Source organism: Bacillus sp. EU52, assembly GCF_037964975.1.
GTDB classification, from domain to species: domain Bacteria; phylum Bacillota; class Bacilli; order Bacillales; family Bacillaceae; genus Bacillus; species Bacillus subtilis.
In genome coordinates this window covers 107,086-130,255 of sequence record NZ_CP150177.1, presented here as the reverse complement: position 1 = coordinate 130,255, position 23,170 = coordinate 107,086, and the positions used below count along the sequence as shown (strand labels likewise).

Genomic DNA, 23,170 nt, shown 5'->3' with positions numbered 1-23,170 from the left:
TAATCTATAAATCCTACCAGCGATAGTGAGCAAATGCTTTGTTTGCTTCAGCCATCTTATGAGTGTCTTCACGTTTCTTAACAGCAGCACCAGTGTTGTTAGCTGCGTCAAGGATTTCGTTAGCTAAACGCTCTTCCATCGTTTTTTCTCCGCGAAGACGAGCGTAGTTAACTAACCAGCGAAGTCCAAGAGTCGTACGACGTTCAGGACGAACTTCTACAGGAACTTGGTAGTTCGCACCACCTACACGGCGTGCTTTTACTTCAAGTACAGGCATGATGTTTTTCAATGCTTGTTCGAAAACCTCCATTGCATCATTGCCAGTACGTTCTTTAATGATATCGAATGACTTGTATAGGATTGTTTGAGACTTACCTTTTTTACCATCGATCATCATTTTGTTGATTAGACGAGATACAAGCTTAGAGTTGTAAATCGGATCAGGTAAAACATCTCTTTTTGCTACAGGACCTTTACGTGGCATCTGAATATCCTCCCTTCATCAATTATGCGTATTTTCGTATATTATTTTGCTTTAGGTTTTTTCGTACCGTATTTAGAACGGCCTTGTGCACGGTTTTCAACTCCAGCAGTATCAAGCGCACCACGAACGATGTGGTAACGTACCCCTGGTAAGTCTTTTACACGTCCGCCGCGGATAAGTACAACACTGTGCTCTTGTAGGTTGTGACCGATACCAGGAATGTAAGCAGTAACCTCGATTCCGTTAGTCAAACGAACACGAGCATATTTACGAAGTGCTGAGTTCGGTTTTTTCGGTGTCATTGTACCAACACGAGTACATACCCCGCGTTTTTGTGGAGAAGATACGTTAGTGTGCTCTTTTTTAAAGCTGTTGTATCCTTTGTTAAGTGCAGGAGACTTTGAGTTTTCTACTTTACTCACGCGTCCTTTGCGAATTAGCTGATTAATTGTAGGCATGAATTTTTCCTCCCTTCATTACGTTTTATAACCCACATACCCAGGTGGTTCATCAAAAGGCAAAAAACAATGTCTTTACACAAGATGGAATCTTACGCAAAAACAAAAGTACGTTATAAAATAATGGCAACAGCGGCTGCTCCTACCTCAATTCCGCAGGCTTTGCCGAGCTTTTTCATGGATTCAACCATTGAGACAGAGATACCTTGATCTTCAGCAAGTGAAACAACACTTGACGTGAGTATCGGATCTGCGTCTTTTGCAACGACTACTTCCTTTACTGAACCTCGCTTTAGAGCTTTCACTGTTTGCTTCGTACCAATAATAATTGATTTGGCCTGTGATACTTTATCATAAGACATAAACATATCCTCCAAAGTAACAGGTTTATTTCGAGCACCTTGGTTATATTATCATTCTAGGAGACGAATGTCAACAAGGTATGACATTTTTTAGTTTCGTTCTTCTCATAGAGTGACTTTTTCATAAATATATCTGCTGAAAGACTGTTTTTGCAGTCTTTCAGCAGCATTAAATCAGTTATTCAACCGGGACCATATCGTCAGTCGGCTGAACATTTGATACTGGTTTTACTTTACGGTATTTCATCATTCCTGTACCAGCTGGAACAAGCTTACCGATGATAACATTCTCTTTCAAGCCGAGAAGCTCGTCACGCTTACCTTTGATCGCTGCATCTGTAAGGACACGTGTTGTTTCCTGGAAGGAAGCAGCAGATAAGAATGAATCAGTTTCAAGAGATGCTTTTGTAATACCGAGTAAGACAGGACGGCCTGTAGCAGGTCGATTGCCTTCAAGCAATACCTTTTTGTTCGCTTCAGTAAATTGGTGAATATCAAGCAATGTACCTGGAAGCACATCAGTGTCACCGGCATCAATTACGCGTACTTTGCGAAGCATCTGGCGAACCATTACTTCTACGTGTTTATCACCGATTTCAACACCCTGCATACGGTAAACCTTTTGAACCTCATGGAGAAGATACTCTTGAACAGTTGTCAGGTCAGTCACTTTAAGAAGTTCTTTCGGATCGATTGACCCTTCTGTCAGTACTTGGCCTCGAGTAATTTTATCTCCTTCCGCTACTTTCAGGCGGGAGTTGTAAGGTGCCGTATAAGAACGTGTTTCCACTGCGCCTTGAACCACAATTTCCTGTTGCTTGTCACGAACTTCATTGATCTCAACGACTGTACCGTCGATTTCTGTAATTGTTGCCTGACCTTTCGGATTACGCGCTTCGAAAAGCTCTTGGATACGCGGAAGACCCTGTGTGATGTCGTCTCCGGCAACCCCGCCTGTATGGAATGTACGCATTGTTAACTGTGTACCAGGCTCACCGATTGATTGGGCAGCAATGATTCCGACAGCTTCACCGACTTCAACATCGGAGCCAGTAGCGAGATTTCGGCCATAGCATCGTTTACATACACCATGAGGCGTATTACATGTGAAGGCAGAACGGATCCACACTTCTTCAATGCCGGCTTCGACAATCTCCAGAGCTTTATCTTCATCGATCAGTTCGTTTTCATTCACAAGCACTTCACCTGTTTCAGGGTGCTTCACTTGTTTTCTTGCAAAACGTCCGATTAAGCGTTCTTCTAAGCGCTCAATTGTTTCAGTTCCTTCTTTAAGAGGCTTAGCAAGAATGCCTCGGTCAGTTCCGCAATCAGTTTCACGGATGATAACATCCTGCGCAACGTCAACGAGACGGCGTGTAAGGTAACCTGAGTCAGCAGTTTTAAGAGCGGTATCGGCAAGACCTTTACGCGCACCGTGTGTGGAGATAAAGTACTCCAATACTGTCAGACCTTCACGGAAACTTGATTTGATCGGCAACTCAATGATACGTCCAGCCGGGTTGGCCATCAGGCCGCGCATTCCGGCAAGCTGCGTAAAGTTAGATGCGTTACCACGGGCACCAGAGTCACTCATCATGTAGATCGGGTTGAGTTCATCAAGTGATTTCATCAGTTTGCCTTGGATAACGTCTTTTGCAGCACTCCAGATAGAGATGACTCTCTCATAGCGTTCTTCTTCAGTGATAAGACCGCGGCGGAACTGCTTCATAACGTTGTCAACTTTGCTTTGCGCTTCCTCAAGAATTTCTTGTTTATCATCGAGTACGACGATGTCAGAAACCCCAACTGTAATACCAGCTTTAGTTGAATATTTGAAGCCTAGGTTTTTCATGCGGTCAAGCATTTTAGACGTTTCCGTAATATGGAATCGTTTAAAGATTTCCGCGATGATTTTACCCAGAATGCCTTTTTTAAACGGCGCATTGATTGGCTGCTGTGCGATAACAGCTTTAACGTCAGCACCTTTTTCTAAGAAGAAACGGTCAGGTGTTTTCTCTTCAATGTTGCTCTTCGTTGGTTCATTCATGTAAGGGAATGATTCCGGAAGAATTTCATTGAAGACAAGCTTACCGACAGTTGTAATTAACAATTTTGAGCGCTGTTCTTCGGTAAATGTCACATTCTTAAGTGAGTTAGCTGCAACAGCTACTCTCGTATGAAGGTGAACATATCCGTTTTGATAAGCAAGAAGCGCTTCGTCTGTATTCTTGAAGACCATACCTTCACCGACAGCACCGGCACGCTCAAGTGTCAGGTAATAGTTACCTAGTACCATATCCTGAGACGGTGTTACAACCGGTTTACCATCTTTAGGGTTCAAGATGTTTTGAGCAGCAAGCATCAAGATGCGTGCTTCAGCTTGTGCTTCAGCAGATAATGGTACGTGAACCGCCATTTGGTCACCGTCAAAGTCAGCGTTGTAAGCTGTACATACGAGCGGGTGAAGACGGATTGCGCGTCCTTCAACAAGCGTTGGTTCAAACGCCTGGATACCTAATCTGTGAAGTGTAGGGGCACGGTTCAGCAGTACCGGGTGCTCCTTAATAACTGATTCTAGTACATCCCAAACTTCAGGCTGTACGCGCTCAATTTTGCGTTTCGCACTCTTAATGTTGTGAGCAAGACCTTTTTCAACAAGTTCTTTCATAACGAAAGGTTTGAAAAGTTCAAGCGCCATTTCCTTCGGTAATCCGCATTGGTACATTTTCAAATGTGGACCAACAACGATTACAGAACGTCCGGAGTAATCGACACGTTTACCAAGAAGGTTTTGACGGAAACGGCCTTGCTTCCCTTTCAGCATGTGAGAAAGAGATTTTAACGGTCTGTTACCAGGACCTGTTACAGGGCGTCCGCGGCGGCCGTTGTCAATTAGGGCATCGACAGCCTCTTGAAGCATACGCTTTTCGTTTTGAACGATGATGCTAGGCGCACCAAGGTCCAAAAGGCGTTTCAAACGATTGTTACGGTTGATGACACGACGATAAAGGTCATTCAAATCAGAAGTCGCAAAACGTCCGCCATCTAGCTGAACCATCGGTCTAAGCTCCGGAGGAATAACAGGAAGCACATCAAGGATCATCCAAGAAGGCTTGTTTCCTGAGTTACGGAAGGCTTCTAAAACTTCAAGACGTTTGATCGCACGAGTACGGCGTTGTCCTTGTGAAGTTTTCAGCTCTTCTTTTAACATATCAACTTCTTTTACAAGATCGATATCTTGAAGAAGTTTATGAATTGCTTCAGCACCCATAGATGCTTGGAATTTATTACCGTATTTATCAAGATAAGCACGATATTCTTTCTCAGACAGAAGCTGTTTTTTTTCAAGCGGTGTATTCGCCGGATCAGTTACAACGTAAGAAGCAAAGTAAATGACTTCTTCTAAAGCACGAGGTGACATATCCAGCACAAGACCCATACGGCTTGGAATACCTTTGAAATACCAAATGTGGGAAACTGGGGCAGCCAGTTCAATGTGCCCCATTCTCTCACGACGGACTTTAGCCCGTGTTACTTCGACTCCGCAGCGGTCACAAACTACGCCTTTATAACGAACTCGCTTGTACTTCCCGCAATGACATTCCCAGTCCTTAGTCGGTCCGAAAATGCGTTCGCAGAATAGACCGTCCTTTTCAGGTTTTAACGTACGATAGTTTATCGTTTCAGGCTTTTTCACTTCACCAAAAGACCATGAACGGATTTTATCCGGTGAAGCAAGACCGATGTTCATATACTCAAAATTGTTCACATCTAGCAAGGGGCCTACCTCCCTTTTTATCTTCGGATTAACCGATGTCACTTGCCTTTATAACTAGAGATTATTCTTTTGTTACTACATCGCGTTCAACGTCTGCAGATGCTGTTTCTTCCGGCTCTTCATCACCTGATAATGCCAGGCCGTCAGCTTGTTTCGCATCTTCTTCGTCTTCTAAATCTCTCATTTCTATTTCTTCTTCATCACCAGAAAGGATTTTGACATCCATACCTAAGCTTTGAAGTTCTTTGATTAATACTTTGAATGATTCCGGAACACCTGGTTCAGGAACATTGTCGCCTTTAACGATGGCTTCGTATGTTTTCACACGTCCAACCACGTCATCAGACTTAACAGTCAGAATTTCTTGAAGAGTGTAAGCCGCACCGTAAGCTTCAAGTGCCCAAACCTCCATCTCACCAAAACGCTGTCCGCCAAATTGCGCTTTACCGCCAAGAGGCTGCTGAGTAACAAGTGAGTAAGGACCTGTAGAGCGTGCATGAAGTTTATCGTCAACCATGTGAGCCAGTTTGATCATGTACATGATACCGACAGATACACGGTTATCAAACGGCTCTCCAGTACGTCCGTCGTAAAGCACTGTTTTGGCGTCACGAGACATGCCGGCTTCTTCAAGTGTTTCCCAAACATCCTCTTCTCGCGCTCCGTCAAATACAGGAGATGCAATGTGAATGCCAAGGTAACGAGCGGCCATACCCATGTGAAGTTCCAATACCTGCCCGATGTTCATACGTGATGGTACGCCAAGCGGGTTAAGCATGATATCAATTGGTGTGCCGTCAGGAAGGTAAGGCATATCCTCTTCAGGAAGAATCTTAGAGATAACACCTTTGTTACCGTGACGACCGGCCATTTTATCCCCTTCAGAAATCTTACGTTTCTGAACGATATATACGCGTACTAACTGGTTAACACCTGGAGGAAGTTCGTCTCCGTCTTCACGGTTGAAGACTTTAACGTCATGGATAATTCCGCCGCCGCCGTGAGGCACACGAAGAGAAGTATCACGAACCTCGCGGGCTTTCTCGCCAAAAATGGCGTGAAGAAGGCGTTCTTCTGCAGTCAGTTCAGTTACGCCTTTAGGCGTTACTTTACCAACAAGAAGATCTCCGTCTTTTACTTCTGCCCCAATACGGATGATTCCACGGTCATCAAGATTGCGAAGCGCATCTTCACCGACGTTTGGAATATCGCGAGTGATTTCTTCAGGTCCAAGTTTCGTATCACGTGCTTCTGATTCGTATTCTTCAATGTGGATAGATGTATAAACATCATCCTTCACTAGGCGTTCACTCATGATGATGGCATCCTCATAGTTGTAGCCATCCCATGTCATGAAGCCGACCATTACGTTACGGCCAAGTGCAAGTTCACCAAGCTCCATAGAAGGACCGTCAGCAAGGATTTCTCCTTTTACCACTTCATCGCCGACACTTACGATCGGACGCTGGTTGTAGCACGTACCTTGGTTAGAGCGGACAAATTTCAGCAGGCTGTATTTATCCAGGTTTCCTTTTACTTTTTGACCGTCTACTTCTTCATAACGGCGAACCCAAACGTTTTTCGCTTCTACGCGTTCAACGATACCAGGGTGTTTACAAATAACAGCGGCACCAGAGTCTTTTCCTGATACGTATTCCATACCAGTTCCAACAAATGGCGCTTCCGGCTGCATCAAAGGCACAGCCTGACGCTGCATGTTCGCTCCCATGAGGGCACGGTTGGAGTCATCGTTTTCTAAGAACGGGATACATGCTGTCGCAGCAGATACAACCTGCTTAGGCGATACATCCATGTAGTCTACACGGTTTCTGGAAACAACAGTGTTCTCCCCGCGGAAACGAGCTACGATGCTGTCATCAATAAAGGCGCCTTCGTCATCAAGACGAGCATTCGCTTGAGCGACAACATAGTTATCCTCTTCATCAGCAGTTAAGTAATCGATTCTGCCCGTTACCTTCCCTGTTTCAGGGTCAACGCGGCGATATGGCGTTTCAATAAAGCCAAAACGGTTTACTTTTGCATAAGATGATAGTGAGTTGATCAAACCGATGTTCGGGCCCTCAGGCGTTTCAATCGGACACATACGGCCATAGTGGGAGTAGTGAACGTCACGCACTTCCATTCCGGCACGCTCACGTGTCAATCCGCCCGGTCCTAATGCTGACAGACGACGCTTGTGCGTTAATTCAGCAAGCGGGTTCGTCTGATCCATGAATTGAGAAAGCTGTGAGCTTCCAAAGAACTCTTTAATGGACGCAATAACAGGACGAATATTGATCAGCTGCTGAGGCGTAATTGTATTCGTATCTTGAATTGACATTCTCTCACGAACCACACGCTCCATACGGCTTAAACCGATACGGAATTGGTTCTGGAGAAGCTCGCCTACAGAACGTAAACGGCGGTTTCCAAGATGATCGATATCATCTGTGTCACCTACTCCGTGCAGCAGGTTGAAGAAGTAGCTGATTGAAGAAATAATATCAGCAGGCGTGATGTTTTTAATCTCTTCTTCGATGTAAGCATTGCCGATTACATTGATAACCTGTTCTCCTTCTTGATCAGTCGGAGCAAAGATTTTAATTGATTGAAGAGTCACTTCATCTTCAACAACGCCGCCATTCGGATACAGCTTTCTAAAACCGATTCCGTTTTCTAAGTATGGCAGTACTTTATCAAGCGTTCTTCTATCAAGAATCTGGCCTTTTTCAGCAAGGATTTCTCCTGTTTCAGGATCAACAAGCGTTTCAGCAAGTCTCTGATTGAAGAGGCGATTCTTAATATGAAGTTTTTTATTAATTTTATAGCGTCCTACATTGGCAAGATCGTATCGTTTCGGATCAAAGAAACGAGAATCAAGCAAGCTTTTCGCATTTTCTACTGTAGGCGGCTCTCCAGGACGGAGACGCTCGTAAATTTCCAGCAACGCTTTGTCGCTGTTTTCTGTGTTATCTTTATCAAGCGTATTTCGCAGGTATTCGTTTTCTCCTATGAGATCAAGAATCTCTTGATCGGAGCCGAAGCCGAGAGCACGCAAAAGAACCGTAACCGGCAACTTACGTGTGCGATCAATGCGGACATAAACAACATCTTTCGCATCAGTTTCGTATTCTAACCATGCGCCACGGTTTGGAATGACAGTTGCGGTAAAACCTTTTTTACCGTTTTTGTCTACTTTACCACTGAAATATACACTTGGAGACCGAACAAGCTGGGAAACGATAACACGTTCCGCACCGTTAATGATAAAAGTACCTGTATCTGTCATAATAGGGAAATCACCCATGAAGACATCTTGGTCTTTTACCTCTCCAGTTTCTTTGTTAATTAAACGAACCTTCACTCTTAGCGGAGCTGAGTAAGTCACATCACGTTCTTTTGATTCCTCTACAGGATATTTAGGCTCACCTAAACTATAATCAATGAACTCAAGAGAGAGGTTACCAGTGAAATCCTCAATTGGTGATATGTCTTGAAACATCTCTCTAAGACCCTCATCAAGAAACCACTGATAAGAAGAGGTTTGAATTTCAATGAGATTTGGTAATTCTAACACTTCGCTAATGCGAGCATAGCTTCTGCGCTGGCGGTGTCGTCCATACTGAACTAGTTGACCTGTCAACTGATTCACCCCTCAAATCATGCGTATTATATGTGTAATAAGCATTTCTTCCAAAGAAAGAAAATACTTTTACAAGACAAAAGAAAAAAGGGTTTCTAATTAAGAAAACCACATCCAAAAACAAATACCGATTTTATTAGCATTTCCATACTTGTATAATTTATACATAGATATTGACAATTCATCATATCAAGCAAAATATATACATTGGCATTTTACAATATTAACATAGTTAAAATACCGAGTCAAACTTTTTTTGCTTTTATGATATAATAGCCTTTCTTTTTTTGAACGACGGAAACTTCATCGAACAGTTCCTCGAGCTTTTCAATGGCAGAAGGCGCGCCTTGCTTTTTCTGTATGACGATCCACAATTCACCTGAAGCTTTTAAGTGTTCAGCGCTTTTCTCAAAGATAGCATGGACAACTTTTTTTCCGGCTCGGATTGGGGGATTTGTAAGAATAGAAGCAAATGTTTGAGCAGAATCAACGTTTGAAAACAAATCGCTTTGATAAATCTTAACGTTTGTTATTCCGTTTTGTTCCGCATTTTCATTTGATAGTTCTACGGCTCTCTCATTAACGTCAATCATGTGGATAGTCCGGTCTTTAAAGTCGCTGGCGAGCGATAAACCAATCGGGCCGTACCCGCAGCCTACATCCAAAATGCCGCCCTCAACCTCAGGCTCTTCAAAAGAATCAATCAGCAGGCGGGAGCCGAAATCAACTTCTTTTTTAGAAAAAACCCCGCTGTCGCTGGTAAACGTGAAATCTTTATTCCGAAGCCTAAAAGACCAGGTTTGCTTGTTGCTTTTCACTGAAGGTTTTTCTGAATAATAGTGCTCACTCATTATTAGAACCTCCTTTTTTCATGGCTTAAAGAATGGCAAAGAAAAAGCTCGCCTCATAAAAGCGAGCTTCCCCTACAGGTAAGTGAAGATTACTTAACTTCTACAGAAGCGCCAACTTCTTCAAGTTTAGCTTTAAGCTCTTCAGCTTCTTCTTTAGCAATACCTTCTTTAAGTGGTTTTGGAGTGTTGTCAACAAGTTCTTTAGCTTCTTTCAAGCCAAGACCAGTGATTTCACGTACAACTTTGATAACTTTGATTTTTTGAGATCCTGCACCAGCAAGGATAAGATCGAATTCGCTTTGCTCTTCAGCAGCTCCGCCAGCAGCAGCTCCGCCAGCTACAGCTACAGGAGCAGCAGCAGTTACGCCAAATTCTTCTTCGATTGCTTTTACTAGGTCGTTCAATTCAAGTACAGTTGCTTCTTTAACGGAAGCAATGATTTCTTCGATATTTAAAGCCATTTGTAATTCCTCCATTTTGTTTTAATTTATGAAAAACTGATTAGATTAAGCGCCTTGTTCTTCCTTTTGTTCTGCCACAGCTTTTGCAGCAAGAGCAAGGTTGCGAACTGGAGCTTGAAGTACGCTAAGCAACATAGAAAGCAAGCCTTCGCGTGATGGAAGTTCAGCAAGAGCTTTCACTTCTTCAACAGTAGAAACTTTACCTTCGATAACGCCAGCTTTGATTTCAAGAGCTTCGTGATTTTTAGCGAAGTCATTAAGAACTTTAGCCGGAGCGACAACATCTTCAGTGCTGAATGCGATCGCGTTCGGTCCAGTTAAGAAATCATTCAAACCATTAAGCTCAGCTTGTTCAACCGCACGGCGAGTCATCGTATTTTTGTAAACTTTGAACTCAACGTTAGCTTCGCGAAGCTGTTTACGAAGTTCAGTTACTTCAGAAACGTTAAGTCCGCGATAGTCAACGATGATCGTTGATTTACTTTCTTTCAGTTTAGAAGCAATTTCTTCAACAACAACTTTTTTTGTTTCAATTGCGCTGCTCATGGTTACACCTCCTGTAGATTCTTGTGTAACACTTATACCGTTAGGTGATCACGACTGAGACGACGGATTCCATATAAAAAGCCTCCATGAGACATGGAGGCTGTATATACAAGCATACGTAACGTAATAGCTGTGATAATATACACCTCGGTAGGATAATTAAGCGGTTAGGCCCCTACTGTCTACGGTATAAATGATATTCTATTTTACAACATTTTGAATAATATCAGAATGTTGATGTCATGTCAATATTATTTTACGTTAAAAGTTGAAGAGTCTACTTTGACACCAGGTCCCATAGTAGAAGTTACAGCAACGTTTTTCACGTAAACGCCTTTAGCTGCAGCAGGTTTAGCTTTAAGGATTGTATCGTACATTGTTGTGAAGTTCTCAACAAGTTTTTCATCCTCGAAAGAAACTTTACCGATAGGAACATGAATGTTTCCAGCTTTATCAACGCGGTATTCAACTTTACCAGCTTTGATTTCGCCGATCGCTTTTTCAACTTCGAAAGTAACTGTACCAGTTTTAGGGTTTGGCATTAAACCTTTTGGTCCAAGTACACGACCGATTTTACCAACTTCACCCATCATGTCAGGTGTAGCTACGATAACATCGAAATCGAACCAGCCTTGTTGAATTTTGTTGATGTAGTCAGTATCGCCTACGAAATCTGCACCAGCAGCTTCAGCTTCTTTCGCTTTTTCGCCTTTTGCGAAAACGAGAACGCGCTGAGTTTTACCAGTTCCGTTTGGAAGCACAACTGCTCCACGGATTTGCTGGTCGTTTTTACGAGGGTCAACCCCTAAACGGAAAGCCACTTCAACTGTAGCGTCGAATTTAGCTGTGTTTGTTTTTTTAACGAGAGCTACTGCTTCAGAGACGTCGTAAGCTTTAGAACGGTCTACAAGCTTAGCAGCTTCAACGTACTTTTTACCTTTTTTAGCCATTTTAAAATTTCCTCCTTATGTGGTTATAGCGGAATAACCTCCCACGAATAAGGGTTGCGAACTTGTTAAAACTCGCAACCCGACAAGAAACAAATTAATCCTCGATTACAATACCCATACTGCGGGCAGTACCTTCAACCATGCGCATTGCCGCTTCAACGTCTGCTGCGTTTAAGTCAGGCATTTTCGTTTCAGCGATTTCGCGTACTTTATCGCGCTTAACGGTTGCCACTTTATTACGGTTTGGTTCACCAGAACCAGACTCAATTCCAGCTGCTTTTTTAAGCAATACTGCAGCAGGTGGAGTTTTTGTAATAAATGTAAATGAACGGTCTTCGTAAACCGAAATTTCAACAGGAATGATTAAACCAGCTTGGTCAGCTGTACGAGCGTTAAACTCCTTACAGAATCCCATGATGTTAACACCGGCTTGACCAAGTGCAGGTCCAACTGGTGGTGCTGGGTTAGCTTTTCCAGCAGGAATTTGCAATTTTACAACTTTAACTACTTTTTTAGCCACGAGACACACCTCCTTAAGTCCGTGATGTGGTAATAGGGTAAACCCTCCCACTCAAGGTTTCATTCTTTATATGAATGACGAAATATCATGCTAGTTGCCTTGGATAAGTCCAAGACGTACCTTTGCTATATTATCATTTATATATAGCAATTTCAAGTTTTTTCACATTACAATTTATCGATTTGGGTAAATTCCAGCTCAACCGGCGTTTCACGGCCAAACATATTAACGAAAACTTTGACCTTGCTTTTATCATAATCAATCTCTTCAATTGATCCTGTAAAGTTAGCAAAAGGTCCGTCTATTACTTTCACTGTCTCTTTCAGTTCAAAGTCAATATCAGTTTTTCGTTCATCCATGCCCATTCTCTTCAGAATGGTTTCTGCTTCCCCCGGAAGAAGCGGCGTCGGTTTTGAACCTGACCCGGCAGATCCTACGAATCCAGTAACGCCCGGCGTGTTGCGGACGACATACCAAGAGTCGTCTGTCATTACAATTTCAACAAGCACATAACCAGGGAATACTTTCTTTTTCACGACTTTTTTCTTGCCGTTTTTGATATCCGTTTCTTCTTCTTCGGGTACGACTACACGGAAAATTTTATCCTGCATCCCCATTGATTCAACACGCTTTTCCAAGTTGGCTTTTACTTTATTCTCATAACCAGAGTACGTGTGAACAACATACCAATTCTTTTCCATTCTATTCAGGACTGTCCAGTCCTTCCCTCCCCGCATTTGGTTTTAGTGAATTACCATAACGCTTCAAAAAATAGGCGGCAAGCCTATGATAACTTTCATTTTAAGCCACAATAAAAAACCCGCTGAACGGGTTTTGGCAAGTAATATTATGATCTATTATAGCACGTATTGCTGATCATTATTCAACTATTAAACGAATTAATTGAGAAATTCCTGTGTCAAGGAGGGCAAAAAAGATAACAAAAAAGATAACTGTTGAAATTACCGTAATGGTATAACGCGTTAACTCTTTTCCTTTAGGCCAGCTTACCTTTTTCATTTCTTTCCCAACATCTTTAAAGAATTTCATAATACGCATGTAAAAGACCTCCACAATTTAAAAGCGCAAAAACTATTTTGTTTCAAGATGAGCTGTATGTGAATTGCAAGTACTGCAGTATTTCTTTACTTCTAATCGCTCAGCCGCTGATGCAGAGCTCTTCATTGTCGTATAATTACGGTTTCCGCATGTCTTGCATGCTAACGTAATCTTTTTTCTCATGTCATTACACCTTTTTCTAAATAGACATTAGTTCTTATCTTTAGTAACATATCATAGTCAGAAAAATACTGTCAATATAGCATAAATTCCTATTACAAACTGATTTCGCGAATTTCCAAGTACTTCTCCAGCTTGCGTTTCACACGCTGAAGGGCATTGTCGATCGATTTCACATGTCGGTTCAGTTCATCAGAAATCTCTTGGTAACTTCTCCCGTCGAGATATAAGACGAGTACTTTTCTCTCTAAATCACTTAATAGTTCTCCCATTTTCATTTCAATATCATCAAATTCTTCCTGATTAATGATCATTTCCTCAGGATTTAAGGTTTTCGCTCCTGAAATGACATCCAGCAGCGTTCGGTCTGATTCTTCATCAAAAATCGGTTTATCTAATGAGACGTAGGAATTCAAAGGAATGTGTTTCTGGCGAGTAGCTGTCTTTATTGCGGTAATAATTTGGCGGGTAATACATAATTCTGCGAAAGCTTTGAATGAGGTAAGCTTGTCCTCTTTGAAGTCACGAATAGACTTATAGAGGCCTATCATGCCTTCCTGAACAATATCCTCTCTGTCCGCCCCTATTAAGAAATAGGATCTTGCTTTTGCCCGAACAAAGTTTCGGTACTTCGTAATCAAGTAATCTAACGCATCACTGTCCCCAACATGAACCTTTTCAATGACCTGCTCGTCCTCCAACTGGCAAAACTGCTCTTTGTTGAATTTTCCCTTGTTGTTCTGTAGATTCACTCCGATCCCCCCGGCGCACGTAGATAGAAATATTATACAGTATTGGGCAAAAAAGCGTCAACTTAATCTAAGTCTCCCCGCCTCCACTTTTCAAACGTTTTCAAAACCTCTTCCGATAAAGCAATTTTACCCGCCGGCTTTTCGGAAGTGATTTTTCTTACCCGTCTCTCTATTCGCCTTTCAATCGTTTCTACCTCTCTCAAAAGCTCCCGGGCCGATTTCCGCAATGCCCCCTGTCCGAAAATCGCCCACTGCTCAGTATAGTCAGAGGTCGCAACGTGAATTTGAGTCGCAATATTATTCAAAGCCTGAGCGAGCTTTTCTATCCGCTCATCAGCCGTCTCATTTTCTTTTGTAAAAATTACTTCAACTCTATGGTTGGTCTGTTTTTTCTCAAGCCCTTTTACGAGATGCGCGTCAAAAACAACAATAACCCTGTTTCCTGTATACGATTGATATTCCGCCATTTTCTGAATCAGTACGTCTCTCGCCTCTTCAAAACTGTTCGCTTTTAAATCCTTCAGCTGCGGCCAGGCTCCAATCATGTTGTACCCGTCTACTAACAGGATATCCATGGGTCTTTATTCTCCCAGAGGGTTTCGTTTCCGGTAGACTTCATACATCAAAAGACCAGCCGCGACAGATGCATTTAGTGAAGTTACCTTTCCGGCCATCGGGAGTTTAATGAGAAAATCGCACTTTTCTTTCACAAGGCGGCCCATCCCTTTTCCTTCACTTCCGATGACTAGAGCCAAAGGCATATTGCCGTCCATATTACGGTAATCCTCACGCGCGGACGCATCCGTTCCGACAACCCAGATTCCCCGCTCTTTCATCTCTTCTAACGTCCGTGCCAAATTGGTGACTCTTGCTACAGGAATGTGCTCAATTGCTCCTGTTGAAGCTTTTGCCACTGTTGTTGTCAGCCCGACAGCTCTCCGTTTTGGAATGACGATGCCATGAGCGCCGACCGCATCTGCTGTCCTCATAATGGAACCAAGATTATGAGGGTCTTCAAGCTCGTCCAGAATGAGGAAGAAAGGCTGTTCATTTTTTTCTTCGGCTGCTTTATATAAATCGTCCAGTTCTGCATATTCATACGCTGCAACCTGTGCCACTACGCCCTGATGCTGTCCTGTCACCATTTGATCGAGTTTTTTTCTCGGGACGTATTGAATCGTGATTCCCTGCTTTTTGGCAAGCTCAATCACTTGCTGTGCTTGTCCCTTTACGGTGTTTTCCGCCATCCACAGCTTATACAGCTTCCGATCAGATTTTAACGTCTCGATCACTGCATTTTTCCCTATGACGTAATCATGTTGCTGACTCATTTGTTTTCCTCCCTGACGTCCCGAATTGTATAGCTTCGGCTACGAGCTGACTAAGTCGTTCCTCTTTTTTCTCCAGAAAAAGGTAGCCCAGAAGCGCTTCAAATGCTGTACTGTAGCGGTACGTCTGAACATCTGTATTTTTAGGTATTGTCCCTGACTTGGCATTTCTGCCTCTTTTCAGCACCGCTTCCTCTTCTTCCGTAAAAAATGATTGATTCTGCAGAAAAAATAGGATCTCAGCCTGTGACTTTGCTGAAACAATCCGGCTTGATTTCTTATGAAGATCATTTGGTTTGGTAAAGCCCTGCTTAAGCAGGTGATGCCTGACATACACTTCAAAAATGGCATCACCTATATAAGCAAGCGCAAGACCGTTAAGCTGCTTAGAATCTTTTATCGTATCAAATTCAAGCATCTGTTATTCTCCCCGTTTCCAGCGAGTGCCTTGAGCCGTATCTTCAAGAATGATATTCATGCTTTTCAGCTGGTCGCGGATCTGGTCTGACAATGCAAAATCGCGATTCCGGCGCGCTTCATTTCGCTTTTCGATTAAGTCTTCAATCTCTTGATCGAGAAGTTCCTGCTCACCCAACGAAAAACCGAGGACAGAAACAATGCGGTCAAACATCTCAATAAACGCCGTAATCACATGATCAGCCGTATGATCTTTCTGAAGATAATAATTGGCGTGTTTCGCTAAGTCAAACAAGACTGAAATGGCATTCGCCGTATTAAAATCATCGTCCATCGCTTCTTCGAATGCTTTGCGGTGTTCTTCAACTTTTTCAAGCCATTGATCGTCATCCTCCGTTAAATTCGTACTGCTGTTCAGACGGTGCTGAAGATTGCTGTACGCTGTTTTTAAACGGCTGAACGCGCTTTTCGTATTCTCCAGAAGCTCTTCTGAATAGTTAATCGGATGGCGATAATGAACAGATAGCATAAAGAATCTCAAAAGCTGCGGATCATGCTGTTTAATGATGTCATGCACAAGCACAAAGTTGCCTAGTGATTTTGACATTTTTTCATTATCAATATTGATATAACCATTATGAAGCCAGTACTTCGCAAACGTTTTGCCTGTCAGCGCCTCAGATTGCGCAATTTCGTTTTCATGGTGAGGGAATGTTAAATCCTGTCCGCCCGCATGGATATCAATCTGGTCACCGAGATACTTTTTCACCATTGCTGAGCATTCAATGTGCCAGCCCGGACGTCCTTTCCCCCAAGGGCTATCCCAAGAGATTTCTCCTTCTTTTGCCGCTTTCCACAGTGCGAAATCAAGAGCATCTTCTTTTTTCTCGCCGACCCGGATGCGTGCACCTGATCTTAGTTCATCGATTGATTGCTGAGAAAGCTTTCCGTACCCTTCAAATGCTCTGGTTTTGAAATATACGTCACCTTCTGATTCATATGCGTAGCCCTTTTTCACGAGCTGATCTACGAATTCGATAATGGCATCCATGTTCTCCATTACTCGCGGATGAAGGTCGGCTTTTCGGCAGCCGAGCGCACCTACGTCTTCAAAGTATGCTTTAATAAAACGCTCTGAAATGGTGGGTACATCCTCACCGAGTTCATTTGCCGCTTTAATTAATTTATCGTCTACGTCTGTGAAGTTAGAGACATACTGCACATCATAGCCTTTATACTCTAAATAGTTTCGAACCGTATCGTAAACGATTGCCGGACGCGCGTTCCCGATATGAATGTAATTGTAAACCGTGGGTCCGCATACATACATTTTCACTTTTCCCTCTTCAAGAGGAACGAATGTTTCCTTCTGTCTAGTCAATGTATTATAAAGTGTGATTGTCATTTTTGATTGATCCTTTCTTTTCTGTCTTCAAGTTCTGCCTTCAGCTCTAAAATCTGCTGTTCCAAAGACTTAAAGCGGTCAGCAACTGGATCGGGCAAATCCTGATGGTTTAAATCGCGTCTTACTTTCTTGCCATTTTGTACAACGACCCGTCCAGGGATACCGACAACTGTTGAAAAATCAGGAACATCATGCAGCACTACTGAACCAGCCCCAATCTTTGAGCCTTCACCGACCGTAATAGAACCGAGCACTTTAGCACCTGTGGCTATCAATGCGTCATCTTTAATCGTTGGGTGCCTTTTTCCCTTTTCTTTCCCCGTTCCCCCGAGGGTAACCCCCTGAAAAACGGTTACGTTATTGCCGATTTCACATGTCTCCCCAATGACAACCCCCATGCCGTGGTCTATGAAAAATCTTCTCCCGATTGTAGCGCCGGGGTGGATTTCTATCCCGGTAAAAAATCGGCTTACTTGAGATATAAGGCGTGCAAGGAAATAAAATTTTCGTATATATAAAGCATGTGCAATCCGATGCGCCCATATAGCATGTAAACCGGAATAAGTTAAAATCACTTCAAAATAGCTTCTTGCTGCGGGATCTTGATCGAACACAGTATCAATGTCTTCTTTGAGCATTCTAAAAAACACATGCTTCCCCCCGTTTCTCTATCTGATTTCCTCTACCCAATAAAAAAAGCGTCTCTGCATGTAAACATGACAGAGACGCTTTAACCGCGCGGTTCCACTCTGTTTGAAAAGCAGACTTCTGCTCTCCCAACTTCAGCCTGTAACGGCGGCGGCCGCCTTTGAATACTGATTTCAAAAAACGTTCTTCAAAGGTCTTAAGGGCGCACTTCTAAAACCCGGCTCATGGATCTCTCTCAGCCAATGGAGATCCTTTCTGTAATGGCCTAAAGCTTTATACTCTTCCCTGTCAACAATCATTTATTTAGATATTTTTTAAACGCTGAATTGCAGTCTCTTTACCGATCAATTCAATTGATTGCGGCAGTTCCGGACCGTGAGTTTGCCCTGTTACAGCAACACGAATCGGCATAAACAGTTTTTTCCCTTTATGGCCAGTTTCTTTCTGCACTGCTTTGATCGATGCTTTGATGTTATCCGGAGTGAACTCCTCAAGCTCTTCAAGCTTCGCTGCGAATGTACTGAGCACTTCAGGAACCTGTTCTTCTTCCAGAACAGCTTTCGCTTCTTGATTATACTCGATCTCATCCGTAAAGAACAAATCAGTCAACTCAACAATTTCCGCACCGTAGCTTAATTGCTCATGATACAGGGAAATCAGTTTGCGAACCCATTCTTGTTCTTCAGCAGAAAGCTCAGTGCCAACTTTGCCGGCTTTTTGCAAATGCGGAAGCGTCAATTCAACAACCTGATCAAGATCCAGCTTCTTCACATATTGGTTGTTAACCCATTTTAGCTTATGCATATCAAACAAAGCTGGTGATTTAGATAAACGATTTACATCAAAAATTTCAATAAACTGCTCTTTTGTGAAAAGCTCTTCTTCTCCAACCGGTGACCAGCCTAACAGGCCGATAAAGTTGAACAGTGCTTCTGGCAGGTAGCCAAGCTCTTTGTACTGCTCGATGAATTGAATAATGGATTCATCACGTTTGCTGAGCTTTTTACGGCTTTCGTTTACGATCAGCGTCATGTGTCCGAACTGAGGAATATCCCATCCGAATGCTTGATAAATCATAATCTGTTTCGGTGTGTTAGAAATATGATCCTCACCGCGCAGCACGTGTGTCATTTTCATTAAGTAGTCATCAATCGCTACCGCGAAGTTGTAAGTCGGCGTTCCGTCCTTTTTCACAATAACAAAGTCGCCGATGCCATCTGATTCAAAAGAAATTTCGCCTTTTACGATATCATTGAAGGCGATAATTTTTCCTTCCGGCACGCGGAAACGAATACTTGGTTTTCTGCCTTCAGCGATAAATTTCTCCTGTTCTTCCTGAGTCAGGTCTCTGTGTTTTCCGGAATAACGAGGCATTTCTCCGCGGGCAATCTGTTCTTCACGCTCTTTTTCAAGCTCTTCTTCCGTACAGTAACATTTATAAGCAAGCCCTTTTTCAAGAAGCTCTTCATAGTACACTTTATAGATATCGTTACGCTCGGATTGACGGTATGGGCCGTACTCTCCTCCGACATCCACACTCTCATCCCAGTCAATACCTAGCCACTTCAGATAATTCAGCTGGCTTTGTTCTCCGCCCTCAATATTGCGCTTTTTATCTGTATCCTCAACTCGAATGATAAACTTACCGCCTTGATTGCGGGCAAATAAATAATTAAAAAGCGCCGTTCTGGCATTTCCAATATGCAAATGTCCGGTTGGACTCGGTGCATAACGGACGCGTACTTCGTTTCCCATTTTCAAATACTTCCTTTCATGTCATGTATGGCCTCAGGCAAAAATGTATGAATCTATTCTACCACCAAATAGACCCGGCATCAAAACAAGTTAGCCTTTTTGTATCAGTACTGTCGCCTGAGCCGCTATTCCTTCCGCCCGGCCTGTAAATCCAAGCTTTTCTGTCGTTGTTGCTTTTACATTTACTTGAGAAACTTCTGCCTCAAGGCCTTCAGCAATTCTTTTTCTCATATCTTCTATGTACGGCAGCATCTTCGGCTTTTGCGCTATGATGGTGCAATCAATGTTCCCAAGGACATACCCCTTCTGTTTCACGATTCCCCAGACATGCTGAAGTAATTTGAAAGAATCTGCGTCCTTGAACTCGGGATCTGTGTCAGGAAAATGCTTGCCGATGTCTCCTTCACCCACAGCTCCCAGGCAGGCGTCAGCGACGGTATGCAGCAAAACGTCTGCATCAGAATGGCCAAGCAGCCCTTTTTCGTACGGGATTTCAATTCCGCCAATAATGAGAGGACGCCCCTCCACTAATTGATGCACATCAAATCCTTGTCCAATTCTAAACATGTTTATTCCCACTTTCTGATTCCATGATAGCTTCAGCTGACGTCAAATCGTCTGGCGTCGTCAGCTTAATATTTGTATAGCTGCCTTCTACAACACGGACCGAACCGCCCTCCATCTGTTCAACGAGGCTGGCGTCATCCGTCCCTAAAAATCCCTTGCGCTCGGCCTCAGCGTGAGCCTTCATCAATAAAGAAAGACGAAAAGCTTGTGGCGTTTGGACAGCCCACAAGCTTGAACGTTCAATCGTCTCACTGACTTGTAAATCTTGAACGCGTTTAATCGTATCTTTTACCGGAACAGCAAGGATGGCCGCTCCTGTCTGTTCCGCCTCTGCGATCAGTTCGTCAATTTGTTCATGTTTTATAAATGGGCGGGCACCGTCATGTACAAGGACAATCTTTTCCTGCTTTACGGCTTTCAGCCCCTTATACACACTGTGCTGACGCTCATCTCCGCCTGCAACAAGCTCAATTGAAGTTTGAAACGGGTAATCGGACAGCAAGTGTTGAAAGTGCTCCCGCTCCTGCTCGTTAATCACCAAAATGATTTTATCGCACTGCCGGTGACTGTCAAACACTCTTAACGTGTGTATGATCACCGGGTCTCCCTTCAGCTCAATGAACAGTTTATTTCTCCCTGCCTTCATCCGCTTTCCCTGTCCGGCTGCAGGAATCACCACATCATAACTCATTGTTTTTTCTCCCTTTACAGCGCCTTCTCCAACAGCTTAGGCTTCGCAAAAATCATTCGTCCCGCTGCTGTCTGCAGCACACTTGTGACGAGTACATCAATATGCTTGCCGATATAATTCCGTCCTTCTTCAACGACAATCATCGTACCGTCATCCAAGTAGGCAACTCCCTGATTATGCTCTTTCCCGTCCTTAATGACCTGAACATTCATTTCCTCGCCAGGAAGCACAACAGGCTTGACCGCATTGGCAAGGTCATTAATGTTTAATACTGCTACCTTCTGAAGCTCGCACACTTTATTTAAATTAAAATCATTCGTCACGACGACCCCGGATGTCAGCTTAGCAAGTTTGACGAGCTTGCTGTCAACCTCCTGAATATCTTCAAAGTCGCCTTCGTAAATTTCAACTTCAATGTCTAATTCTTTCTGAATGCGGTTCAGGATATCAAGACCGCGGCGTCCTCTGTTTCGTTTTAAAACATCTGAAGAGTCTGCAATATGCTGCAATTCCTCAAGGACAAACTGCGGAATCACGATAACTCCCTCTAAAAAACCAGTCTGACAAATATCTGCTATTCTCCCATCAATAATAACACTAGTGTCCAAAATTTTCAGCTTCTTGTCTTGAACCTCATGTTCTTCATCAGCTGTTCCTTTTTTCTTTTGCATTCTGGCGGAAATGGAAAACAGGCTGATCAATTCATCCTTTTTCTTAAAGCCCACCTGGAAGCCGAGATAACCGAGGAAGAAAGCCAAAAATACAGGAATTATTGTGCTGAATATGCGGTAAGGTATATTGTCTAAAGGAATAACATTTACGATAAGATAAGCAATTATAAGTCCAAAAACTAAGCCAAGACTTCCAAATAACAAATCTGGAACCGGCGCTTTTAACAATGAATCCTCTATCCACTTCACCCAGTTCACAACGTATTCTGTACCCCATATACTGATGAGAAAAAAGATAATTGCTCCTATTGCCGCAGACGTATATGCGTTTGTTATTAAAGGTATGTCCTGTATATTTAACAGTACAAACAATTCAGGTATCAAAAATATACCAACAACGCCGCCAAAAATAATGAAGAACGCCTGAACTATTCGTTTTAACATACCCCCACCTCCTTTTTTAACATTTTAATTTCACAAAGTCTTATGCATCCTACGAATATCAGAATAAACAAAAACCAACATTAATATACCCGTATTCATAAGGTTTTAACCGAAATCACAGTTGTCTGTCTAAATAATGCTTCTCTTGCAGGCGTTTTAATCCTTTTTTGATTTTTTGGGCTCGTACTTCACCGATTCCCTCTACTTCATCTAATTCTTCTGCACTCGCCTCAATAATCCTTGGTAGGACTCCAAATGCTTCTACAACATTTTCAACAATCGGCATCGGAAGACGCGGTATCTTATTTAACAGCCTGTATCCTCTCGGCAATACATAATCATCAAGATTAGTAGAAGCAGGGTAACCGAGAAGCTTATACACAATGGAATCATCCAGCAGATCATAACTGGACATATCCTGCAGCTCCTTCAAGAGAACAAACGGATCTTTAATCTTTTCTTTTACATAGTCCTTAATAAATAAAGCGGCCTCTTCTTCCATATCCGTAATCAATTCAATGACTTGCAGTTTGATCAGATGCCCTTCTGTCCCCAGCTCTTTGATATACATATTAATTTCGTTTTTGATTCTCAGTACCATTTCATAACGATGCATGACAGACAAGACATCACTGAAGGTAACAAGTTCCTCAAACTCTAACGCGTTCAGTGCATTAATCGTTTTATCGAGGATTGTCTTATATTTTTCAAGTGTTTGAATGGCTTGGTTCGCCTTGGTTAAAATAAATCCTATGTCTTTTAGTGTATACTTCATGTTTTCCTGATATAACGTTATGACATTTCTTCTTTCAGAAATAGCGATTACAAGACAGCCAGTTTGCTTAGCTACTCTTTCGGCAGTTCTGTGCCGCATTCCTGTTTCTGATGAAGAAATTGTGGCATCCGGCATCAGCTGAGTATTCGCGTAGAGGATCTTTTGACCCGAATCACTTAAAATGATCGCTCCATCCATTTTAGCCAGCTCATATAAATGCGCCGGAGAAAAAGCCGTGTTTATGTGAAAGCCGCCGTCCACCACTTCTTTTACTTTATCATTATATCCAACAACAATCAGACCGCCTGTATTTGCTCTCAAGACGTTTTCCATCCCCGCTCTGAGCGGTGTACCCGGAGCAACAAACTGCAATATAGATGACAGGTCTAACTCGTGTTTCGCCCCTTTTTTCTCTTTTTCCATCT

General features: G+C 42.8%; 24 protein-coding genes and 2 other annotated features. All 24 genes read right to left on the bottom strand.

Annotation, left to right across the window (positions count from 1 at the left end; translation table 11 throughout):
- Positions 1–13: 13 nt before the first annotated feature.
- Complete coding sequence (gene rpsG / locus NSU05_RS00700) at positions 14–484, bottom strand: 30S ribosomal protein S7 (protein ID WP_003225784.1); 471 nt, start codon at positions 482–484, stop codon at positions 14–16.
- Positions 485–525: 41 nt separating this feature from the next.
- A complete protein-coding gene (gene rpsL / locus NSU05_RS00695) occupies positions 526–942 on the bottom strand; it encodes a 30S ribosomal protein S12 (protein ID WP_003225781.1) in 417 nt (138 codons plus the stop codon).
- 113 nt (positions 943–1,055) lie between these two features.
- Positions 1,056–1,304, bottom strand: coding sequence for a 50S ribosomal protein L7ae-like protein (locus NSU05_RS00690; RefSeq protein WP_003225778.1), 249 nt, complete (start codon positions 1,302–1,304; stop codon positions 1,056–1,058).
- 178 nt (positions 1,305–1,482) lie between these two features.
- Positions 1,483–5,082, bottom strand: a complete 3,600-nt coding sequence (gene rpoC, locus NSU05_RS00685; protein ID WP_004399688.1) for a DNA-directed RNA polymerase subunit beta' — start codon at positions 5,080–5,082, stop codon at positions 1,483–1,485.
- Between the two features lie 61 nt (positions 5,083–5,143).
- The gene (rpoB, locus tag NSU05_RS00680) at positions 5,144–8,725 is read right to left on the bottom strand and encodes a DNA-directed RNA polymerase subunit beta (protein WP_009966326.1); all 3,582 of its coding nucleotides are present in this window, start codon (positions 8,723–8,725) and stop codon (positions 5,144–5,146) included.
- 245 nt (positions 8,726–8,970) lie between these two features.
- A complete protein-coding gene (locus tag NSU05_RS00675; RefSeq protein WP_003235045.1) occupies positions 8,971–9,576 on the bottom strand; it encodes a class I SAM-dependent methyltransferase in 606 nt (201 codons plus the stop codon).
- An 89-nt stretch (positions 9,577–9,665) separates the two neighbouring features.
- A complete protein-coding gene (rplL, locus tag NSU05_RS00670) occupies positions 9,666–10,037 on the bottom strand; it encodes a 50S ribosomal protein L7/L12 (protein WP_003156436.1) in 372 nt (123 codons plus the stop codon).
- A 45-nt stretch (positions 10,038–10,082) separates the two neighbouring features.
- Positions 10,083–10,583 carry a 50S ribosomal protein L10 gene (gene rplJ / locus NSU05_RS00665; protein ID WP_003235042.1) on the bottom strand — a complete coding sequence of 167 codons (501 nt, stop codon included), beginning with the start codon at positions 10,581–10,583 and terminating at the stop codon, positions 10,083–10,085.
- Positions 10,584–10,648: 65 nt separating this feature from the next.
- Positions 10,649–10,789, bottom strand: a sequence feature (ribosomal protein L10 leader region).
- Positions 10,790–10,834: 45 nt separating this feature from the next.
- Positions 10,835–11,533, bottom strand: a complete 699-nt coding sequence (gene rplA, locus NSU05_RS00660) for a 50S ribosomal protein L1 (RefSeq protein ID WP_003235040.1) — start codon at positions 11,531–11,533, stop codon at positions 10,835–10,837.
- A 94-nt stretch (positions 11,534–11,627) separates the two neighbouring features.
- Positions 11,628–12,053 (bottom strand): 50S ribosomal protein L11, encoded by a 426-nt coding sequence (gene rplK, locus NSU05_RS00655; RefSeq protein ID WP_003156430.1) that lies wholly within the window; start codon positions 12,051–12,053, stop codon positions 11,628–11,630.
- Between the two features lie 167 nt (positions 12,054–12,220).
- The gene (nusG, locus tag NSU05_RS00650; RefSeq protein WP_003225764.1) at positions 12,221–12,754 is read right to left on the bottom strand and encodes a transcription termination/antitermination protein NusG; all 534 of its coding nucleotides are present in this window, start codon (positions 12,752–12,754) and stop codon (positions 12,221–12,223) included.
- 178 nt (positions 12,755–12,932) lie between these two features.
- Positions 12,933–13,112 (bottom strand): preprotein translocase subunit SecE, encoded by a 180-nt coding sequence (gene secE, locus NSU05_RS00645; RefSeq protein ID WP_004399676.1) that lies wholly within the window; start codon positions 13,110–13,112, stop codon positions 12,933–12,935.
- A 33-nt stretch (positions 13,113–13,145) separates the two neighbouring features.
- Positions 13,146–13,295, bottom strand: a complete 150-nt coding sequence (gene rpmG / locus NSU05_RS00640) for a 50S ribosomal protein L33 (protein WP_003156421.1) — start codon at positions 13,293–13,295, stop codon at positions 13,146–13,148.
- 92 nt (positions 13,296–13,387) lie between these two features.
- Positions 13,388–14,044, bottom strand: coding sequence for an RNA polymerase sporulation sigma factor SigH (sigH, locus tag NSU05_RS00635; protein ID WP_003225758.1), 657 nt, complete (start codon positions 14,042–14,044; stop codon positions 13,388–13,390).
- Positions 14,045–14,106: 62 nt separating this feature from the next.
- Positions 14,107–14,619 carry a ribosome-dependent mRNA decay endonuclease Rae1/YacP gene (gene rae1, locus NSU05_RS00630; RefSeq protein ID WP_003235032.1) on the bottom strand — a complete coding sequence of 171 codons (513 nt, stop codon included), beginning with the start codon at positions 14,617–14,619 and terminating at the stop codon, positions 14,107–14,109.
- A gap of 6 nt (positions 14,620–14,625) precedes the next feature.
- Positions 14,626–15,375, bottom strand: coding sequence for a 23S rRNA (guanosine(2251)-2'-O)-methyltransferase RlmB (gene rlmB, locus NSU05_RS00625; protein WP_014475598.1), 750 nt, complete (start codon positions 15,373–15,375; stop codon positions 14,626–14,628).
- A complete protein-coding gene (locus tag NSU05_RS00620; RefSeq protein WP_014475597.1) occupies positions 15,359–15,790 on the bottom strand; it encodes a mini-ribonuclease 3 in 432 nt (143 codons plus the stop codon). The genes rlmB and NSU05_RS00620 overlap by 17 nt, the downstream gene beginning before the upstream one ends.
- 3 nt (positions 15,791–15,793) lie before the next feature.
- Complete coding sequence (gene cysS / locus NSU05_RS00615; protein WP_029317181.1) at positions 15,794–17,194, bottom strand: cysteine--tRNA ligase; 1,401 nt, start codon at positions 17,192–17,194, stop codon at positions 15,794–15,796.
- A complete protein-coding gene (gene cysE, locus NSU05_RS00610; RefSeq protein ID WP_038428274.1) occupies positions 17,191–17,844 on the bottom strand; it encodes a serine O-acetyltransferase in 654 nt (217 codons plus the stop codon). Before cysE ends, cysS begins: the two co-directional genes overlap by 4 nt.
- Positions 17,845–17,912: 68 nt before the next feature.
- Positions 17,913–18,143, bottom strand: a binding site (T-box leader).
- 2 nt (positions 18,144–18,145) lie between these two features.
- A complete protein-coding gene (gene gltX / locus NSU05_RS00605; protein WP_014478617.1) occupies positions 18,146–19,597 on the bottom strand; it encodes a glutamate--tRNA ligase in 1,452 nt (483 codons plus the stop codon).
- Positions 19,598–19,687: 90 nt separating this feature from the next.
- Entirely contained in the window at positions 19,688–20,164 is a 477-nt protein-coding gene (ispF, locus tag NSU05_RS00600) for a 2-C-methyl-D-erythritol 2,4-cyclodiphosphate synthase (protein WP_014475594.1), read from the bottom strand.
- On the bottom strand, positions 20,157–20,855 hold the full coding sequence (ispD, locus tag NSU05_RS00595) for a 2-C-methyl-D-erythritol 4-phosphate cytidylyltransferase (protein ID WP_017695824.1): 699 nt from the start codon (positions 20,853–20,855) through the stop codon (positions 20,157–20,159). The genes ispF and ispD overlap by 8 nt, the downstream gene beginning before the upstream one ends.
- Positions 20,856–20,869: 14 nt before the next feature.
- A complete protein-coding gene (locus NSU05_RS00590) occupies positions 20,870–21,970 on the bottom strand; it encodes a PIN/TRAM domain-containing protein (protein ID WP_003235014.1) in 1,101 nt (366 codons plus the stop codon).
- Positions 21,971–22,085: 115 nt separating this feature from the next.
- Positions 22,086–23,168: a DNA integrity scanning diadenylate cyclase DisA gene (gene disA, locus NSU05_RS00585; RefSeq protein WP_003225736.1), complete on the bottom strand. Its 1,083-nt coding sequence runs from the start codon at positions 23,166–23,168 to the stop codon at positions 22,086–22,088.
- Positions 23,169–23,170 lie beyond the last annotated feature (2 nt).

Bases quoted from the DNA above. Each gene is read 5' to 3' on its own strand.
- NSU05_RS00620 (WP_014475597.1), bottom strand. From the start codon at position 15,790: ATGCTTGAATTTGATACGATAAAAGATTCTAAGCAGCTTAACGGTCTT.
- ispD (WP_017695824.1), bottom strand. From the start codon at position 20,855: ATGAGTTATGATGTGGTGATTCCTGCAGCCGGACAGGGAAAGCGGATG.
- rae1 (WP_003235032.1), bottom strand. From the start codon at position 14,619: ATGGATATCCTGTTAGTAGACGGGTACAACATGATTGGAGCCTGGCCG.
- gltX (WP_014478617.1), bottom strand. From the start codon at position 19,597: ATGGGAAACGAAGTACGCGTCCGTTATGCACCGAGTCCAACCGGACAT.
- rpsG (WP_003225784.1), bottom strand. From the start codon at position 484: ATGCCACGTAAAGGTCCTGTAGCAAAAAGAGATGTTTTACCTGATCCG.
- ispF (WP_014475594.1), bottom strand. From the start codon at position 20,164: ATGTTTAGAATTGGACAAGGATTTGATGTGCATCAATTAGTGGAGGGG.
- rlmB (WP_014475598.1), bottom strand. From the start codon at position 15,375: ATGAGTCAGCAACATGATTACGTCATAGGGAAAAATGCAGTGATCGAG.
- NSU05_RS00590 (WP_003235014.1), bottom strand. From the start codon at position 21,970: ATGTTAAAACGAATAGTTCAGGCGTTCTTCATTATTTTTGGCGGCGTT.
- rpmG (WP_003156421.1), bottom strand. From the start codon at position 13,295: ATGAGAAAAAAGATTACGTTAGCATGCAAGACATGCGGAAACCGTAAT.
- cysS (WP_029317181.1), bottom strand. From the start codon at position 17,194: ATGACAATCACACTTTATAATACATTGACTAGACAGAAGGAAACATTC.
- rpsL (WP_003225781.1), bottom strand. From the start codon at position 942: ATGCCTACAATTAATCAGCTAATTCGCAAAGGACGCGTGAGTAAAGTA.
- rplL (WP_003156436.1), bottom strand. From the start codon at position 10,037: ATGGCTTTAAATATCGAAGAAATCATTGCTTCCGTTAAAGAAGCAACT.
- nusG (WP_003225764.1), bottom strand. From the start codon at position 12,754: ATGGAAAAGAATTGGTATGTTGTTCACACGTACTCTGGTTATGAGAAT.
- secE (WP_004399676.1), bottom strand. From the start codon at position 13,112: ATGCGTATTATGAAATTCTTTAAAGATGTTGGGAAAGAAATGAAAAAG.
- disA (WP_003225736.1), bottom strand. From the start codon at position 23,168: ATGGAAAAAGAGAAAAAAGGGGCGAAACACGAGTTAGACCTGTCATCT.
- NSU05_RS00675 (WP_003235045.1), bottom strand. From the start codon at position 9,576: ATGAGTGAGCACTATTATTCAGAAAAACCTTCAGTGAAAAGCAACAAG.
- NSU05_RS00690 (WP_003225778.1), bottom strand. From the start codon at position 1,304: ATGTCTTATGATAAAGTATCACAGGCCAAATCAATTATTATTGGTACG.
- rplA (WP_003235040.1), bottom strand. From the start codon at position 11,533: ATGGCTAAAAAAGGTAAAAAGTACGTTGAAGCTGCTAAGCTTGTAGAC.
- rplJ (WP_003235042.1), bottom strand. From the start codon at position 10,583: ATGAGCAGCGCAATTGAAACAAAAAAAGTTGTTGTTGAAGAAATTGCT.